16 protein-coding genes are annotated in these 15,501 nt (G+C 39.6%); 12 read left to right on the top strand and 4 right to left on the bottom strand.

What is annotated here, in order from left to right; all coding sequences use genetic code 11:
• Window positions 1-8: 8 nt before the first annotated feature.
• Window positions 9-515, top strand: coding sequence for a tRNA (uridine(34)/cytosine(34)/5-carboxymethylaminomethyluridine(34)-2'-O)-methyltransferase TrmL (trmL, locus tag ACPWSO_RS14885; protein ID WP_426084371.1), 507 nt, complete (start codon window positions 9-11; stop codon window positions 513-515).
• Between the two features lie 582 nt (window positions 516-1,097).
• Here trmL and ACPWSO_RS14880 read toward each other — a convergent pair.
• Window positions 1,098-1,955, bottom strand: coding sequence for a hypothetical protein (locus tag ACPWSO_RS14880; protein WP_426084370.1), 858 nt, complete (start codon window positions 1,953-1,955; stop codon window positions 1,098-1,100).
• A gap of 286 nt (window positions 1,956-2,241) precedes the next feature.
• Between ACPWSO_RS14880 and ACPWSO_RS14875 the strand changes: the two genes are divergently transcribed.
• Window positions 2,242-3,576, top strand: coding sequence for a dihydrolipoyl dehydrogenase family protein (locus tag ACPWSO_RS14875; RefSeq protein WP_426084369.1), 1,335 nt, complete (start codon window positions 2,242-2,244; stop codon window positions 3,574-3,576).
• An 86-nt stretch (window positions 3,577-3,662) separates the two neighbouring features.
• Here ACPWSO_RS14875 and ACPWSO_RS14870 read toward each other — a convergent pair whose 3' ends face one another.
• Window positions 3,663-4,088: a GNAT family N-acetyltransferase gene (locus ACPWSO_RS14870; protein ID WP_426084368.1), complete on the bottom strand. Its 426-nt coding sequence runs from the start codon at window positions 4,086-4,088 to the stop codon at window positions 3,663-3,665.
• 217 nt (window positions 4,089-4,305) lie between these two features.
• On the opposite strand from ACPWSO_RS14870, the gene ACPWSO_RS14865 reads away from it, so the two are divergent.
• The 4 genes from ACPWSO_RS14865 (at window position 4,306) to ACPWSO_RS14850 (ending at window position 8,964) form a co-directional block, all read left to right on the top strand.
• Window positions 4,306-4,575 carry a transposase family protein gene (locus tag ACPWSO_RS14865; protein WP_426084367.1) on the top strand — a complete coding sequence of 90 codons (270 nt, stop codon included), beginning with the start codon at window positions 4,306-4,308 and terminating at the stop codon, window positions 4,573-4,575.
• Between the two features lie 324 nt (window positions 4,576-4,899).
• Window positions 4,900-5,529 (top strand): histidine phosphatase family protein, encoded by a 630-nt coding sequence (locus tag ACPWSO_RS14860; protein ID WP_426084366.1) that lies wholly within the window; start codon window positions 4,900-4,902, stop codon window positions 5,527-5,529.
• Window positions 5,530-5,562: 33 nt separating this feature from the next.
• Window positions 5,563-8,166 carry an SF1B family DNA helicase RecD2 gene (gene recD2, locus ACPWSO_RS14855; RefSeq protein WP_426084392.1) on the top strand — a complete coding sequence of 868 codons (2,604 nt, stop codon included), beginning with the start codon at window positions 5,563-5,565 and terminating at the stop codon, window positions 8,164-8,166.
• Window positions 8,167-8,499: 333 nt separating this feature from the next.
• Window positions 8,500-8,964, top strand: coding sequence for an HIT family protein (locus ACPWSO_RS14850; protein WP_426084365.1), 465 nt, complete (start codon window positions 8,500-8,502; stop codon window positions 8,962-8,964).
• Between the two features lie 259 nt (window positions 8,965-9,223).
• Here ACPWSO_RS14850 and ACPWSO_RS14845 read toward each other — a convergent pair whose 3' ends face one another.
• Complete coding sequence (locus ACPWSO_RS14845) at window positions 9,224-10,192, bottom strand: diacylglycerol/lipid kinase family protein (protein WP_426084364.1); 969 nt, start codon at window positions 10,190-10,192, stop codon at window positions 9,224-9,226.
• Window positions 10,193-10,299: 107 nt separating this feature from the next.
• Here ACPWSO_RS14845 and ACPWSO_RS14840 point away from each other — a divergent pair, with 107 nt between their 5' ends.
• From ACPWSO_RS14840 to ACPWSO_RS14815, 6 genes are all read left to right on the top strand, one after another.
• Window positions 10,300-10,785: a GNAT family N-acetyltransferase gene (locus ACPWSO_RS14840; RefSeq protein ID WP_426084363.1), complete on the top strand. Its 486-nt coding sequence runs from the start codon at window positions 10,300-10,302 to the stop codon at window positions 10,783-10,785.
• An 11-nt stretch (window positions 10,786-10,796) separates the two neighbouring features.
• Window positions 10,797-11,198: a GNAT family N-acetyltransferase gene (locus ACPWSO_RS14835; protein WP_426084362.1), complete on the top strand. Its 402-nt coding sequence runs from the start codon at window positions 10,797-10,799 to the stop codon at window positions 11,196-11,198.
• Between the two features lie 192 nt (window positions 11,199-11,390).
• Window positions 11,391-11,594: a PLDc N-terminal domain-containing protein gene (locus ACPWSO_RS14830; RefSeq protein WP_426084361.1), complete on the top strand. Its 204-nt coding sequence runs from the start codon at window positions 11,391-11,393 to the stop codon at window positions 11,592-11,594.
• Window positions 11,591-12,502 (top strand): ATP-binding cassette domain-containing protein, encoded by a 912-nt coding sequence (locus ACPWSO_RS14825; protein ID WP_426084360.1) that lies wholly within the window; start codon window positions 11,591-11,593, stop codon window positions 12,500-12,502. Before ACPWSO_RS14830 ends, ACPWSO_RS14825 begins: the two co-directional genes overlap by 4 nt.
• Entirely contained in the window at window positions 12,499-13,272 is a 774-nt protein-coding gene (locus ACPWSO_RS14820; RefSeq protein WP_426084359.1) for an ABC transporter permease, read from the top strand. Before ACPWSO_RS14825 ends, ACPWSO_RS14820 begins: the two co-directional genes overlap by 4 nt.
• A gap of 251 nt (window positions 13,273-13,523) precedes the next feature.
• Window positions 13,524-14,105, top strand: a complete 582-nt coding sequence (locus tag ACPWSO_RS14815) for a helix-turn-helix domain-containing protein (protein ID WP_426084358.1) — start codon at window positions 13,524-13,526, stop codon at window positions 14,103-14,105.
• Between the two features lie 477 nt (window positions 14,106-14,582).
• Here the strand turns inward: ACPWSO_RS14815 and ACPWSO_RS14810 are convergent, their stop codons facing one another.
• Window positions 14,583-15,410 (bottom strand): MerR family transcriptional regulator, encoded by an 828-nt coding sequence (locus ACPWSO_RS14810; RefSeq protein ID WP_426084357.1) that lies wholly within the window; start codon window positions 15,408-15,410, stop codon window positions 14,583-14,585.
• Window positions 15,411-15,501: the final 91 nt, after the last annotated feature.

The following is a 15,501-nucleotide window of genomic DNA, read 5'->3' as shown; positions in this document are numbered from 1 at the left end:
ATAATAAAATGACAAATCATATTGTTTTATTTGAACCTCAGATTCCTGCAAATACAGGCAACATTGCCCGGACATGTGCGGCGGTTAATGCGCCCTTACATCTCATCGAGCCGTTAGGTTTTTCAACGGACGACAAGCAGCTTAAAAGAGCAGGGCTGGATTACTGGCATGATGTAGCAATTACCTACCATAAAAGTCTGGAAGATTTTCTTGCATTTTTAGGAGATCAGCCGCTGCATTTGATTACTAAGTTTGCTAATAAGATATACAGTGACGAGAATTTCTCAGACGGACAAGACCATTATTTTATGTTTGGTAAAGAAACAACCGGATTGCCAGAGACGTTTATGAGGGAGCATTCAGACAAATGTTTAAGAATTCCGATGAATGATGAACACGTCCGTTCTCTGAACCTTTCTAATACGGCTGCTTTAGTCGTTTATGAAGCTCTGCGTCAGCAGTCTTTTCCAAACTTGGAGCTGCAGCATCACTATGATAATGATAAGCTGGATTAAAGGTGTGTTATCAGGACAAACAAGTAAATAAAATTGAAGAGCTTGGAACAAAAGCAGGAAAAATGGCTGATTTTGTTTCAAGTTCTTTTTTCAGAAAAAAAGAGTGAAAGATCTGTGGCTTTAGAAAAGATTTCTTTCATCGGTCAGGCGTTCTCTTATAGTGCTTGAACGCTCAGAAAAGAGCTCCTAGCGTTTTTCTTTTAAATTTTTACTAGAATCTGTCTGAAAAATAGAATGACATCCGAATTTTTCAGGGATTTTTGTGGAAATCAAGCAAAACCACAAGCTAGCTCATTTCAGAGTAGTCACTTTTACTACTATTGATTGAAAAATGACGTTTACTTTCGTACGCATACCATTCTGTTAGCAAGTCTTTAGGCAAACAGAACTGGCAATGTGGTGCATAAGTGAGTATTTCTGCCGACGAGTTCCATAACAATCTCGAAAATATTCGTCGCTAGAGTTTTCAGACACATGCTAATACAAAATAGTATCATTTAAAATTAAAAGCTACCCTAAAGCATTCCATCGCTGGATTCCTTTAGGGTAGCTTTATTTTTCAGTAAAGCAGTTTGACAGCTGCTATTTTTGCAGCTGAGAGTACAGATTACTTAATTCTACGCTTTTTGTCAGCATATCTGTATAGATTTTTAATGCTGCAGAAGCAGTCATGTTGTCGCCCGCATCGCTTATTACACCGCTTAGCTCAGTATACTCAGCCATCAATCCCATATAGTCAGCGGCAAAAGTCAGGCTAGTAGAATCAGTATAAGTACTAGGATTGTCTACATATCCCTGAGCTTTTTCAATCATTTCATCATACTTTTCATCAACTTTTTTGATTGCTGCTTCTACATCTTCGATACTCTTCGTTGAACCAGAACTTTTCTGTTTGGTACTGGAAGGCGTTGTGCTGGAAGAACTGGATTCTTTTGTTTTTGAACTTGAGCTGCTAGAACTGCTGGAACTAGAAGAGCTGGATGAACTAGAAGAACTAGCTTTAGAATTGTTTTTTCCACCAGTTCCGTCAAAATCATGGTCGGAATAGCCAACAATAACTGTTGCTCCTTTGTCGGCGTAAAAACCATGACGATCACCAACTTCTTTTGTACCATAATACGTTACTGCAGGCTGATCGCTTGAAATATCATCACATTCATCCTTACGAAGATAACGCTTGTTTGTTGTTGCTTTGTGGTCAAAATTTGAAACAACAAATTTGACCTTTAATCCAGCAGCATCAAATTTTGCTTCTACCTCTTCTTTTGTATCAAAGTACGTATTAGGCACTTCGGCTTTACCTGCTAGAAGTTCATCTGCCCTTTTTTCTTTTTGCTTCTCAGATTTACTAGCTTCACAGCTGGAATAACTAACAAGAAGGATAATCACCAAAGCAATCCCCAAAACCACTTTCCCCAACCTACCTAATGATTTTTTCATTTTTTTCTCCTCATTTCTATGATATAATTTTTTCATCATATGGCTTCATGTAAATGAGGCAAGCCGGCTGATTAGTATCTCCCATACTAATCAGCTTTTTTGCATTACCAATACTGTAGCATAATTCTATAAGGAATAGAAGCAGAGATTCGTAGCTATAGGATAAGGAGAAAATTATCTATACAATAGATACAGGATTGCCTCAGAGAGAGAATCGTTATATTCGTAACCCCTTTTTTCCTGCTATATAATAAAGATAACAGGCTTGTTAAGGAGGAAATAACTTATGGAAAATCAATTTGATGTAATCATCATCGGCAGTGGTCCGGGAGGAATGGCAGCAGCCTACGATTTGGCAGCGGCAGGGAAAAAAATTGCTGTAGTAGAAGCTGACAAATGGGGAGGAACCTGTCCAAATAGAGGCTGTGATCCTAAAAAGATTCTGTATCATGGCGTTGCTGCCGGAGAAGCTGTTGCACAGCTAAAGGGTGCAGGCTATGCTGGAAAACCTGCTGTAAATTGGGAGGAGCTGATGGCCTTTAAAAAAGATTTTACAGATGCTGTGCCCAAGGAACAGAAAGGCGGTTTGGAAGGTGCTGGAATTACCGTTATTGAAGGAACTGCTGTATTTGAAAACGAGCATACAATTATAGTTTCTGAAAAAAGCTACACAGCGGATACATTTATTTTAGCGACTGGTCAGCATTCAGCTTTGCTTGATATTCCTGGAAAAGAGCATTTAGAAACCAGTACTGAATTTTTGGAACTGCCTTCACTTCCTGAAAAAATGGCATTTATTGGCGGCGGATATATTGCTTTTGAATTAGCAAATATTGCTCACAGCAGCGGCAGTGAAGTACATATCATTCACCATAATCAAAAGCCGCTGAAAGGATTTGAACAAGAACAAGTAAATGCATTGATTCAGCTCATGAAGTCCAAAGGAATTATTTTTCATTTTGATGAAGAGGTTGAAAAAATCGAAAAGACCGATGATCTTCTTGAAGCCACGCTTGCTTCTGGTGATGTGCTGGAGGTCAATCGTATTTTCTGCAGTACGGGGAGAATCGCAAATGTAGAAGGAATGAATCTCGAGGGAATAGGAATTAATTATTCTGCAAGAGGGATTGAGGTTGACAGCCGGCTGCGCACTAGTGTGAAGAACATTTATAGTCTGGGAGATTGTTTGGCAAAGAAAAAACCGAAGCTGACTCCAGTATCCAGTTTTGAGGGCGGCTATTTGGCTAAACTGCTGAGTGGAAAGATAGATGAAGAAATCAGCTATCCTGAGATTCCAACTATTTTATTTGCTTCACCGAAGCTGGCCCAGGTTGGAAAGACAGAGGTTACACCAGATGAAACTGAGCACTATGAGGTGCAGGACTTAGATGTTTCCCAATGGTTCACTTATAAATACAGAAAAGAGCCTTTGGCTATGGCAAAAGTTGTTGTAGATAAGCAAACAGGTTTATTAGCGGGAGCGTCCGTATTGAGTAATGAAGCAGATGAGCTAATTAATTTACTTACTTTAGTTATTAATCAAAAGCTGCCTAAAGAAAACATCAACCAGCTAATCATGCTTTATCCGACCGTTGCCAGCGATATCAGCTATTTGTATTGAAAATTAAAATCCATAAAAAAACGACGAGTTTCCAGTATCTTGGGAAATTCGTCGTTTTTCAAATCATCGTACGTATTGAGCTGGTATTATTCAATAGGCAGTCTTTTTTCAAGATAGTATTTTGTTGTCCCGTGAAAGGGAGAATCAGTTAGTTGACCAAAAACTGAATAGCCGTGCATTTCATAAAATGTTTTTGCCTGATAATCTTGTGTATGGATAGTAATAATCTCTGCGTTCTGGCTCTGAGCAAAAGCTTCGCCCTCTTTTAACAGCAGCGTACCCAAACCGCTCTTACGGTAATTTTTATCCACAGCGAGGAGGGAGATATGGGTAGTGTTCATCCAATTGCTGGCGGTAATGCCTCCAATATAGCGGTCATCATCAAATAGGCCCTTAGAAAAATTGCTTGATTTTTTTTGAGCTATACCAGTATTTTCCAGCTGATGTTCTTCCAGAAAGCGAATCAGCTTATCTTCATTTTCTTTGAGCTCAAGATTTTTAAAGTGAATCATGGTTTACCTCCTTTTATTAAGTATTATATAAAAGGAAGTAATAAATAGGAAGCCGCTTATTTGGAGGTATTTTAGCTAAAAGTTAGTGGAAAGGGAGAATAGCTAGGATAGAAGCACGAAGAAAAAAGAAAGTGAAAAAATATGAAAGACTTTCTTTTCCTGTTGGTAGTAATGAACTAGACTGAAACTATCAACCCAATGTAGAAGGGCGCTTTTCATGAAGGTCCTCTTTGTTTTTTTATCTCAAGTCACCGATTCTTGTCAAGCAAACAAGGTGGTTCATTCATTATCAGCTAGTGTGATGTTTGTTTTTTTCGACCACTGGGCAAATTGTAACGAATGGGAAGAAAGTCATTTTTTCGCTTTGCGTAATAAAACGATTTTGAAACACTTCATTGCTCTGGAAAATGATGCTCCTTCAAAAGACACCATTTGTCGAGTTATGGGAATGATTTATCTTTATCGAGTCCAGTGTTTTCTCCAATAGGAAGGAACCAGTAAAGAATTGAAGCAGCTGTAGAAGCAAATAGGGAATTACTTGCTGTTAGCATAAGAAATACAGCGAGTTTGACGCTATTTAGGAATGGAATCGGCACGATTTTAGCCGAGTCGCTTCCGGCTAGCTGTCTCAATTCATTAGTGTGGTCTCCGGATTTCTGTTTTGCCCTTGACTAAGTATCTATAATCAAGAGAGTTATTTTCATGCTTTTGTCGTGGTGAATGGTCGGGAAACATAGAAATTTTTCATTGAAAATGATAAACTGAAAAGGATTGAAAATCGATAATGTTCATTGATGGAGGTATTTAAGGTATGAAGCTGTACTTTACTAGACATGGAAAAACAGAATGGAATAAAGAATTACGCTTTCAAGGGATGACAGGCGATTCGCCCTTGCTTCCATCAAGTTATGATGAAATAAAAAAATTGGGAGAACAGATTAGAGAGGTGCCTTTTGAAAAGATTTATTCAAGCACTTCCCTGCGTGCTCGTACCACAGCTGAAGGAATCAATGCCGAGCTGATTAAGCCTGTAGAAATAGTGTATACAGACGATTTAAAGGAGCTGGGATTAGGGAAGCTTGAAGGGCAGTCAATTGCCGAAATGCGGAAAATTTATGGTGAACAGCTGGACAACATGAGATATCATCTTGATAAATATGAACCGGAAATCTTTGAAGGAGAGCGGATTGAAGCAGCGATAGAACGTATTTCCAAGGTAGTAAGAGAAGCAGTAAGTAATGGAGAAGGCCCCTATCTGTTTGTGGGGCATGGTGCATCAATGACCGCTAGTGTTCAGCATTTGTCCGGCAAAGAAAAGAAAGAGCTTCGGAGTATGGGCGGGCTGATGAACAACAGTTTGACTATTTTGAAAACTCAGGAACCTGAAAATGGATTTCCCTATGAACTGCTGCTTTGGAACGATGATTCTTTCCTTCAGTAGTAAGAAATCAACGGTAGAAAGGCGGTGAATAGAATGTTGATGCAGGAGGAAGAAGCGAAATTCATAGTCGGAAAAGTTGAGGCAATCTTTTTTCAAAATCCCAGCAATTTTTACAAGGTGATGCTGGTGACGGTAACCGATACGAATACAGATTATTTGGAAAAAGAAATTGTCGTAACCGGCAGCTTTGGAGACATTCAGGAGGAAGAGCCCTATCGTTTTTTTGGTGATTTTGTAGATCATCCCCGCTATGGCCGACAGTTTCAGTCGGAAAGCTACCGGCAGGAACGTCCAACCTCAACAAACGGAGTCATTGCTTATCTTTCAAGTGATAAGTTCCCAGGTATTGGGAAAAAGACTGCTGAGAAAATCGTTGAGCTATTGGGAGATGAGGCTATTGACCGAATCATTGAAAAACCAGAGCTTCTAAAACAGGTTCCGCAGCTAAATGAGAAGAAACGGGCTCAGATACTTGATACGATTCGTCAGAATCATGGTATGGAGCAAGTCATTATTGGCTTGAGCCGCTATGGGTTTGGGAGCCAGCTGTCTTTTACGATATATCAGACATATAAAGAAGAGACGTTAACTATTATTCAGGAAAACCCTTATCAACTAGTTGAAGATATCGAAGGAATCGGCTTCAAGCGGGCAGATACAATAGCTGAGCAGCTGGGGATACGGGCGGATTCTGACCAACGGATTCGAGCTGCTGTTACCCATGAAGTCTTTCAGCATTCTGTACGAACCGGCGACACCTATGTGGAGGCTGAGGAACTGCTGAAGAATACTATCCAAATACTGGAAGCCAGTCGGCCTGTTGAAATTTCGATGGATCAGGCAGCGACACAAATTATTCATCTTGTTGAAGAAGGAAAAATTCAGCAGGAAGGCACAAAGCTGTTTGAAAACAGTCTCTATTTTGCTGAATGGGGGATTGGCAGTTCGATTCAGCGGCTATTGGCAAGAAAAAAAGAAATCTCCTATGACCAAGAGGAAATTGAAAAGACCATCCGAATTGTTGAAAAACAGTTGGGGATTGTCTACGGAGAGTCGCAGCAGAGAGCAATTGAAGCTGCTATAAAATCGCCGCTGTTTATTTTGACTGGAGGACCAGGTACAGGGAAAACAACTGTTATTAATGGGATTGTTTCCTTGTTTGCTGAGTTGAATGGTTTATCTTTGGATATCAAAGATTATACTCAGAATATGTTTCCAATTCATCTGGCAGCACCAACAGGGCGGGCAGCAAAGCGAATGAATGAAACTACGGGACTGAACGCCAGTACCATCCACCGTCTGCTGGGCTTGACAGGAAGAGAAAAGAATCCTTCTACCAGTGCAAAAGAGCTGGAGGGCGGCTTACTGATTGTTGATGAGCTGTCAATGGTTGATACCTGGCTGGCTAATACCTTGTTTAAGGCAATCCCGACTAATATGCAGGTGATTTTGGTAGGGGATAAAGATCAGCTGCCTTCGGTTGGTCCCGGACAGGTACTTCATGATTTACTACAGATTGAAGAACTGCCTAGTGTAGAGCTAACGGAAATTTACCGTCAAGGGGATGGCTCAAGCATTGTGCCTCTAGCTCATGAAATTAGACAGGGACGCCTTCCAGCAGACTTTACTCAAAATCAAAAAGACCGTTCTTTCTTTCCCAGTGATGCCTACCATATTGAAACCTACGTACGGCAAATCGTAACCAAGGCTAAGCTCAAAGGCTTTACGGCTCAGGATATTCAGCTGCTGGCTCCTATGTATCGGGGACCGGCGGGAATTGATGCTTTGAATAAGATGATGCAGGAAATCTTTAATCCCAATGATGGTACAAAGAAGGAAGTAGCCTGGAATGATACGGTTTATCGAATTGGGGATAAGGTGCTTCAGCTGGTGAATACGCCTGAGTTAAATGTCTATAACGGTGATATGGGTGAGGTTGTAGGCATCATTACAGCGAAAGAGTCCGAGGATAAAGTAGACGAGCTGGTTCTGCAGTTTGATGCAACGGAGGTCAGCTATAAGCGGAATGAGTGGAATAAGATTACCTTGTCCTACTGCTGTTCTATTCATAAAGCACAGGGTAGTGAGTTTAAAATGGTTATTTTGCCGATTGTCAAGCAGTACTATCGTATGCTTCAGAGAAATTTGCTCTATACAGCAGTAACAAGAAGTAAGGATTTGCTGATTTTATTAGGAGAAACCAGTGCATTTCAGGAATGTGTCAGCCGGGAATCTGCAAGTCGAAAAACATTATTGAGCAACCGGATTAGTGAAGCTGGTAATATGACAATTTCAACCAGAACTCAGCTTGAAGCATATGAAGAGGGGCGGCTGAAAGACTCGCCTTTTGCTGGAACAGAGCTTCCGGAACTAGTTAATGAAGAGAAAGAAAAAGCACCTGCTGCTCCTGTTATTGAAGAAGCACCATCAGCTTATCAGTCGTCTGCTGTCATAGATAGACAAAAGAATCCGCAAAATACAGCAGCTGAAATGTCATTATTTGAAGTGGATTCAGAAATGGTGGAGCAGCAGATAGAAACAGAAATGGACTGGCTGTTGACACCGCAGAAGGTCACTGAGCAGACTATTGATCCAATGATTGGAATGGACGACCTTAAACCAGAAGATTTTATGTGAAAATTTGACTAACGTGTTGAGCTTTGAGAAAAGAAAGCACATTTGAAAAAGCTTCTTCTTTTTTTGAGTGTGTTAGCTTATCTTCGGGAGGACGGCGTTTACGATTATCTATGCAAACCGCTTTTTTGAGGTCAGCAATACGAATAGCTATTTTATAATAAGAAGATCAGGCGATTAAAAGACAAGAGTGGGAGTTTAAATCCCGCTCTTTTTTTATAAATAAACGGTGAAAGTTGAGACATAGCTACACCTACTTTTGTTATACTTAAAATAGTAAAAAGAAGCTTGTTTTTTTCTGTTGCATTAAGTGAAGATAAATATAAGTAGAGAGGGATGAATATATTGGTAAGTGAATGTCTAATTTGTGAGAAGCATAAGGTAGCTGCTGCTCCTGTTTATCAAAATGATATGCTTTATGTAAGCCATCGTCAGGCGTGGAGAGAAGGAGACGCTGTATATTTAGGCTATTATTTTATAGAACCAAAACGGCATTTTCGCGGGATGTATGATGCAACAGATGAGGAAATGGCGGCACTAGGTATTATGATGAAAAGGCTGGCTCAGGCATTGATTAGCTTGCCTGAAATAGAGCATGTCTATTCGTTTATCATGGGAGAAGGAGTCAATCATTTCCATATCCATCTAGTGGCTCGATACGCAGGAGCACCTAAGGAGTACTTGGGAGCAAAAGTTGATGAGTGGCCAAATGCACCTAAAGGAGATAAAACAGCGATTGCTGTATTTGATGAAAAGGTACGAAGCAATTTGCAGAGATACATTGAAAATGATTTTGCATAAAGAAAGCCGCTAAAAAGAGGAATGAATATGAACCTTGTTATGATGAGTTAATAGAATAAAAAAGCAATGGAAAAGCTGTAAGTATTGTAGCTGCTGTTTGTTCCAAACGCCTATTAGCTGAAATGAAAAGATGAAGTCCTTTGATAAGAAGATGAAGGGCCGTAACGGCTCGATAGAGCTCTGCTTAAAAAACACAAAAAAGGAGCGGGAAGATCCGCTCCAATAAGCTTTATTATAGAAAATGCCTTAGTTGTAATAATTAATCATTTGTAAACCAAAACAACCGTTGATCAAGAGTATAGGTAATATCAAGATTCCGTTGGCCTAATATTTCACCATCTGCATGGACGTATTCGGGAATAGTCGAAACAATTCTAAATTTACTTGATTGATAATGATGAAAATACTTGGATTCCATATGCTTTTTGCGTGTAAGTAAGAAAATCAGCCAAAAGATTTTGAAAATATTAACACGTTCTACTAAAACTAAATCAAGAACTGGTTTTCTAGGGTCAGCTTGCGGAGCGATAGCAACACCGCCGCCAAAATAGGGATGATTCGTGATGGTGCATAAAAATGCCTTGCTAAATTCCACACCTTTGCCATTAATGTCAACTAGAATTGGAAATCCTTTTTGAGTGAATAATACTCTTAAAATAGCAAACAGATAGGATAAAGAACCCATATTGAATTTGTTCAGTGCCTGTTTTGCTTTAGACGTGTTCGCTGCCTGAACAATCGCTGCATCCAGTCCGATGCCAATATTGTTGACTGCGATTCCTTTTTCTTCCTGAACATCATCTTTATAGGCGATTACTTGAATTTTCTGAGGCTCATCCGCCCGCAGAATTTGGGACAGGGCCTTTTCAATTTGACGATCAATTCCTGTACCTCTGGCAAAATCATTTCCAGAACCGCAGGGCAGATAAGCCAGCGGGATTTCCGAGTTGATGTGTGAAAGGGCATTTGCTGCACTATGCAGCGTCCCATCACCACCCATAAGTACGACCAGGGGAAAGAGATCTCCAGCAAAATCGTCGGTCCATGGAATGAGTGTTTCCTCAGCCAGCTGTTGAACAAGTTCCTTCTCGTGTCCGGCGTATTCAGTATAAAATATTGTATGCTGTACATTTAAGAGCTGTAGTTGTTTTTTTAGTTTGGCAGCTGCTTTTTTTCCATTTCCGCTGCCGGCGTGCTCATTAATAATGAGGTATAAGTGCTTATCCATAACAGCCTCCTTCTACAAATCTTTATTATAGCAGACCGGTGGGAGATTGAAAGCAGAAGTTGCTCAGGATATACTTGATTCAGAATAGATAAGAGAGGAAAGTGACTATGATAAGCTTAGAGAAATTTACAGCCTCGGACTTTTCAAAGTACTATCAGCTGGTTTCTGATATTCGGGTAATGGCTCAGATTACTGAGCGTGCAATACCAGAGACTGAAGCAAAAGAAAGATTTGAAAAGCTGTTGAGAAGAAACCAGCAAGTGGATAAATTTGGCTCCTTCAAGATTTATAGTGAACAGACAAATACGTATATTGGCTTAGCTCATATTACACCGGATGAACAGCAGGCAGGCAAAGCTGAAATCGGCTATATGCTGCTTCCAGACTATTGGCGGCAGGGGTATGGGCGTGCAGCAGCGGAAAAATTAGTCGAAATGGCTGTTGCTGCTCAATTAAAAGAAATAACTGCAATCATTGACCCGGAAAATACTGCTTCTAAAAAAATATTGATCCAAAATGGTTTCCACTCAACTTTTAAAGGGGTAATGGATGGATTAGCTACAGAAATACTAACAAAACAACTAATTAGTTAGGAGAAAAGAGAATGGAAATACAGATTCAGTATTATCAAGAAACAAATTGGCCGGACCTGCTTCAGTTGATGATTAATGAAGGACCGGAATGGAACGACTACACAAGTGAAACAAGGCAAGCGGCATACCAAACCGCTGTGAAGGAATCAAAAACATATTTAGCAACAGTTGATGGTAAGACTGTGGGCTTTTGCCGTTGCCGGATAGATGGAATTTTTGGTGTATATATTTGTGATTTATTAGTAGATAAGCAATTCAGAGGGCAAGGAATTGCACAGCGGCTGATGGAGCAGCCTTGTCTGGAATATCCGGAGCAAACAGTGTATGTTATGTCGGATGTGGATGATTTTTACGAAGGAAAAGGCTATCGTAGAGAGGGTTCGATTTTTGAAGTGAGTATTGCTAAACGGTAATAGTTGAGAGAACGGAGCACTTTCAAACCCTAGATTAGATCCCTAATAGTAGTGCTGGATCTGAACTGAACATTTAATTGGTGAGAGACTGCGGCATTTGATTTTAAATTTGTGCAGTCTTATTTGTGTTGCTATTTTATATCATTTGTATTATTATATATAATACAAATGATATAAAAGAAGGTGTAAAAATTGAATGAACTTATAGAGTATCTACCGTATTTAATTCCCTATTTAGCAGTGTCGCTAACCTTGTCGCTTGTTGCACTGGTTCACATTTTAAAACATAAGCGTGTTCGATTTGTGAGCGTCTGGATCTGGTGTCTGATTGTGTTATTCTTTCAGGTCATTGGACCAATCATCTATTTTCTGTTTGGAAGGGAAGAGGAACTATGAATGTATTGGAAGTAAAAGGAATTCAAAAGTCATTTGGGCAAACAAAAGTACTTGAAGACGTTAGCATCACTGTACCGGAGCATGCCATTTATGGCTTCGTTGGAGAAAATGGCGCTGGGAAGACCACTACGATGAATATCATTCTAGGCTTACTTCCTGCGACAAAAGGAGAAATACTTGTTTATGGAAATAAAGTTTCTTACAACGACTCTGCTACAAATAAGGCGATTGGCTACCTGCCTGATGTTCCGGCATTTTATTCTTATTATTCAGCAAAGGAATATTTATTTTTAGTTGGAGAATTGACAGGTATCAGCAAGACTGAATTATCTAATCGAGTAGAGGAGCTGCTCCAGCTAGTGAATTTGCATAGCGGCAATCGCCGAATTGGCCATTTTTCCCGTGGTATGAAGCAGCGATTAGGCTTGGCTCAGGCTTTGCTGAACCGTCCCAGGTTAATTATTTGTGATGAACCGACTTCAGCGTTGGACCCGTTAGGAAGAAAAGAAGTATTGGAGCTGATGTTGTCGCTGAAAAAAGAAACGACTATTTTGTTTTCCAGCCATATTCTGGAAGATGTTGAAAAAATTAGTGACTATGTAGCGATTCTTCACAAGGGAAAAATCCGCTGTTCTGGAAGCATGGATGAAATAAAAAAATCCTACCACACAAAACAGCTGACTATTGCGTTTGCCAAAGAAAACGAAGCGCTGAATTTTATGCATAAATTTTCTAACGACTTCGAAATTAGGCAGCAAGATAACGAACTTACGATTGAGATAAAGGATATTCAGCTGGATGGGCAACAATTTCTTCAGTATCTAACAGCACAGTTGATTCTTCCTAAAACGTTTCAGCAAGTAACACCGTCTTTAGAATCAATATTTATGGAGGTGACAAAAGAATGACTTACTTAATTTTAATTAAAAAAGAAGCTGTGGAGGCCTTTCGAACGTATCGATTTTTTATTATCAGCATTTTATTTCTCTTATTCGGATTGGCGGCGCCAGCTACAGCTAAATTACTACCGGAAATTATTAAAAATCTAGGGACTGGAGAAAGCTTGATGATTCAGGTTCCTACGCCAACTGTTTATGACAGCTGGCTCCAATTTTTCAGTAACCACAGTCAGATGACGTTAATTATTTTTATGATTACCTTTGGCCAATCTTTAGGAAAAGAATTAAGTGATGGTACTATGGTTTTACTGGTAACCAAAGGAATCAATCGAAATACGGCAATGCTGGCGAAGTTTAGCTATCAAGCTGGTTTATGGTTGGCAGGGCTGGCTGGCTCAGCTTTAATTACCTATCTATATAATTTTGTACTGTTCTCAGGAGAAAATCAGCCTGTTGGAACTATACTTTGGTACGTATTTTCACTTTGGTTATTCGGTGTGTTTTTTATTGGTGTCAGCCAGCTGGGTCAGGTTTTGCTTCCAAAGGCATCAGGCGGACTGCTGTTAAGCTTTTTAGCGATAGCAGGTCTTTTGATTTTGAATATTTTCTCAGCAGTTGAGAAGGTGAGTCCGCTCAACTTAATAGGAGTGACTTCCGAAGGTTTGAAAAATGGTATAGATATAAGAAGCAGTCTGCTTCCTTTGCTAATCACACTCGGATTAGTTATTCTTGCGGTGTGCTGTGCCGGCCTGCGCTTTAAAAAAGTGCCTGTGTATTAACAGGTATCTGCAACAGTCTATTAGCAGTTGGTTTTGTGCGGGATATAATGTTTAATCAGTTGTTCAATCAAATAAAATCTTAGTTATTTTTAAACTAAAAGAGTTATCGGAAAGCGACCGATAACTCTTTTGTTTTATTGTAATGGCGGGATGCTTGAATATCGAGCTTGCATATTCTGTGGTTTGCCAGTAAGATTAGCTTGTCATTTATAGGTTAATTTTTTAAAGTTGGATGAAGGAGGAATAATCAGATGTCGCTTGGAGAAAAATTAAAGGAGCAGCGGGAAAACCTTGGCTACACACAACAGGAGGTTGCCGATCAGATCCATGTGTCTCGGCAGACAATTTCAAATTGGGAGGTTGGTAGAAATTTTCCTGATATTCCCACGATTATTTTGCTGAGTGATTATTATGGTATTTCTCTGGATTTATTACTTAAAGGAGATGACCATTTAATGAAAAGAATGAATGAGGATGCAAAAAAACTGGAACAGCTGAAAAAAAGAAAAGTGTTAGACGGTTTCTTGATTAGTGTTGTGCTGCTGCTGTTCCTATTAGGTATCTGGGATAAAATTAATTTTACACCGAATTGGCTGCCGGTTGTTCTAGTTGCTGTGATGTATATTTTAACAGTTGCCCGTTATTTTATTGTGACACCTAAAGATAGCTTAAATAGCGGCTGGCACTCACCAGTTGTTATACCTAAAAGCCTTGGTGTTGGCTGGGCGCTTAATCCTAGAAATCCCATAGGTATGCTGCTATATGTTCTTATTTTTATTGGTTTTATGTGGCTGCTGATTACCGGCTGGAGAGACCGAAGTTTATTTCAATAGGCATAGAAAAACGTTGTTGTGGAAATATTGTGTCTTAAAAAAATTAGACAGATGATATAAAAATGGGAGATACCATTTTTATATCATCTGTTTTTTTTAAGAGTCAGCTTCTGTTTCCAAGGTTCTTGTTTTGTTCTAATCTTTAAAGCATGGAGAATGTCAGCACACCGTTTATTTAGTTTTGTGAGTGGGACATAAGTAAATGCCTGAACTCTTCTTTCTCTAAAATCCAAATAAACGGCGTTCCAGTCTTTGTATGCTTCGAGGATCGCAACATAGTGAGAACCGTAGACGCAAAAGTAGCTCACTACACTTTGTTCCGATAGCATCAACTTCTAAGTGCTAAAAGCACTAAGAGTTGAAGTTCTCGGAAATAAGCCGAACTATCTCAAAAATATGAAAAGCTCCAGGTAGGTATCAATCAACATCTACTCGGTTCCCTCGTAGTGTTTCTTGACAATTTCCGGATAATTCGTCTTATTGCTGTGAAACACAGCGAGGGATGAGCTGATGTTGAACAGTACCTACTTGGTTCTCGGAGCTAAACACTTTTGTCTCGACCTCAATCCAGGCGTGATAATATTCAACATAGCTGGCCGTTTTTGGATCAGCTGCACTCATAAGGTAATAGCCTGCCGTATTCCCAGGTTGATAGCCTTGGCTTATTATATCATTTCTAATGGTCTCGATATTCATTTGCTCTTCTTGTCCTATTTCCAGAAGAAACTCATAATAGTCTACATTTTCAGAGCTTTTTTGCCAGATGTGCGGGATTTCAGCAGCTGGTTCTGTTACTGCATAGCCAAGACTGAGCTGTTTACCGCTTTCATCCAAAAGAAAACCTAAGCGTGCTGGGTTTTTCAGGATAGATTGATGAACCTGATTATCTGTCAAGTCAACCTTATTAATTTGGCTGATAGTCGGGTTAGACAATCTAAGACTACCTGCATCTAGTTCTATGAGATGTGTAATTTGTCTTTTTTTCCTCTGAAGCTGCTCTTGTCTTAATTGCAGCTGAACCATCTGTTTCTTCATTTCATCCTCTGTTTTATCTAATATAGCCAATTTTTCAATAACCGTTTTACTTTCCAAATCCTTGATTTGTTTAACTGGTGTTCCCAGCTTTCTATAGAAATCAATATCGCTAATTAAGATAACATCTTCCAGAGAAAAGAGACGATAATCATTTTCAGGGTGACGGGTGGAATGGATTAATCCCTGATCATCCCAATATCGAATCATAGAGGCAGGCAGTTTCAACATGTCGGCAACTTGACTAACTGTATAAAAATTTCGTTCTTCCATAAAAAAACTCCCTTCAATGGTTGACCTTCAAGGGACTTGAAGGTTTATACTCTCCTTATTCACATGTAAAAGCTGAGGAAAGGGGATTTGA

Source organism: Enterococcus sp. LJL51, assembly GCF_049894025.1.
GTDB lineage: Bacteria > Bacillota > Bacilli > Lactobacillales > Enterococcaceae > Enterococcus_L.
The sequence above is the reverse complement of the archived record's forward strand: the minus strand, read 5'-3'. Positions and strand labels throughout refer to the sequence as shown.